Genomic DNA, 2,059 nt, shown 5'->3' with positions numbered 1-2,059 from the left:
CTTACTGATCGTTTCAGAATGCGGTTCGGAGGCGGCGGAGACATACGAGGCTGCAGGCCAGTTCGAGCAGGCCCTGGTGGAGATCGGCGCGTCGCTCGTAGCGGGTGCGGAGTCGTTTGAACTGGTGGAGCCAGGCGAAGGCTCGCTCGACGACCCAGCGCACCTTGCCCAGTCCGGAGCCGTGGGCGACGCCGCGTCGGGCGATCAGGGGTTTGATGCCGCGCTTCCACAGCAGGCGGCGGTACTTGTCGTAGTCGTAGCCCCGGTCGGCATACAGACGCCGGGGCTTGCGGCGGGGACGGCCCCGCAGACCCCGGATCAACGGAACGGCGTCGAGCAGCGGCAGGAGCTGGGTGACGTCGTGCCGGTTGCCGCCGGTGAGCGTGACGGCAAGCGGGGTTCCGTGCCGGTCGACAATCAGGTGGTGCTTGGAGCCGGGACGGGCACGGTCGACAGGCGAGGGGCCCACGTGATCCCCCCCTTTGAGAGCCCGGACGTGCGAGCCGTCCACGGAGCAGTCGTCCAGGTCCAGCAGGCCCGCACGGCGGAGCTCGGCCAGCAGGGCGGCGTGCAGGCGTGGCCAGACGCCTGCCTCGGTCCAGTCCCGCAGCCGGCGCCAGGCGGTCACGCCGGAGCAGCCCACGGCCTCTGCGGGGACATCGCGCCACGCGACACCGGTCCGCAGCACGTACACGACGCCGGCGAGCGCCACTCGGTCGGGAACACGCAGCCGCCCGGGGTGGCGATGGCGCCGTTCGGGAGCAGGCGGCAGCAACGGGGTCACCCGCTCCCACAGGTCGTCAGGAACAAGATCAGCACGCACCCCGGACACCCTCCGACCACGATCGTCGCGCACAAGACCCGCGGCTCAACTCATCTTGAAGCGACCAGTTGGAGCGCCCCGAACCGATGACTCCGGTGTCCGTCGGCTGCCTGGCGGCGTGACCGTGAAGAGGGTGCCGGACCAACGGTGGCCCGCCGCTCACCAGCCGCCGGCAAAGGACAGGGTCCGGTCGGCGTGCAGCAGAATCCCGTCCTTCCTACGGACGGTGCCTTCGTAGTGCCCTACTTGAGGCGGGCCTGGGCGGAGCCAGCGCGACAACTGATCCGCGAACGCCTGCGGCCGGCGGTGATCCACCCTGTGCGACTCTCGGCTGACGTCTGGTCAGCCTTCTGGGTGATTAGACGGGCATCGATCTTGCGGCCTTGGGATGACGACCAGGTGGCTGTCAAAGCGAAGAATGGGTCGCGTTCCGCCGGTCAACTCCCCTTCGCAGAAAAGGAGATCGTCATGACTTTGCTGTCGTTGCCTGCTCGGCGCACCGCCACCGCTACCGTCGCTGCCCTGGTGGCCGGGTTCACCCTGTGCACCTCGTCCATCGCCTCGTCCGCCGAGCAGCGCACGGACCACCGCCGGCCGGGCGCGGCGCGGATTGTCGGCAGTGCGGACATCGTACTGCCGTACGTGAGCGACAACGATGTACGCTCCTTCAGCATCGACGCGGTGGCCGCCCCGTACAGCATCCCGCGGCCCAAGATTCCCACGGGGCTGCCCGTCGACGCGCGGGGGACGGTACGCATCTCGCACCACTCGGCTGACGACAACGTCACCTATACCTCCGAGGGTCAAGTGGAGTGCCTGGTCACCGGCCCGAACACGGCAACGGTCACGGCCCTCATCACGAAGGTCAGCCACGAGGAGACCGGCTCGCTCGGCAAGCGCGTCGGACTGAGCGTGTACGACGGCGGAAAGGGCGGCGGAAAGGGCGGCAAGGCCGATCGGCTGGGCTTCTCCTGGAACGGGGTGAACCTGCTGCCGAACGGTGAGGACGCCGAGGTCGGCACCTGTATGGCCCCGGCCCCGTACGCCCCCGTCGTCAAGGGCGGCTACACCGTCACCCACGCCGAACTGGCACCGCTCCCACGCCCGTAGGAGGCGTGCGCCACGGCCCGCACCCGCTACGAACGACGCGCCGATCTCCACCAGGGCCTGCTCGAACTGGCCTGCAGCCTCATATGCCTCCGCCGCCTCCGAACCTCATTCTGAAACGATCAGTTA

Annotated in this window: 2 protein-coding genes and 1 pseudogene; 2 read left to right on the top strand and 1 reads right to left on the bottom strand. The window is 68.9% G+C overall.

Features of this window, described 5'->3' with window-relative positions; translation table 11 throughout:
- Window positions 1-13: 13 nt before the first annotated feature.
- On the bottom strand, window positions 14-823 hold the full coding sequence (locus tag HHL19_RS36700; RefSeq protein WP_169094764.1) for an IS5 family transposase: 810 nt from the start codon (window positions 821-823) through the stop codon (window positions 14-16).
- 468 nt (window positions 824-1,291) lie between these two features.
- On the opposite strand from HHL19_RS36700, the gene HHL19_RS36695 reads away from it, so the two are divergent.
- Complete coding sequence (locus tag HHL19_RS36695; protein WP_169094763.1) at window positions 1,292-1,933, top strand: hypothetical protein; 642 nt, start codon at window positions 1,292-1,294, stop codon at window positions 1,931-1,933.
- Window positions 1,934-1,951: 18 nt separating this feature from the next.
- A pseudogene (locus HHL19_RS36690) lies at window positions 1,952-2,047 on the top strand (IS5/IS1182 family transposase); the annotation flags it as partial.
- Window positions 2,048-2,059 lie beyond the last annotated feature (12 nt).

Source organism: Streptomyces sp. R302 (genome assembly GCF_012927245.1).
Classification (GTDB): domain Bacteria; phylum Actinomycetota; class Actinomycetes; order Streptomycetales; family Streptomycetaceae; genus Streptomyces.
This window is presented reverse-complemented; position numbering and strand designations above follow the sequence as displayed.

What these genes read in the sequence shown, in the direction of transcription:
- HHL19_RS36695 (WP_169094763.1), top strand. Translation starts at nt 1,292, where the DNA reads ATGACTTTGCTGTCGTTGCCTGCTCGGCGCACCGCCACCGCTACCGTC.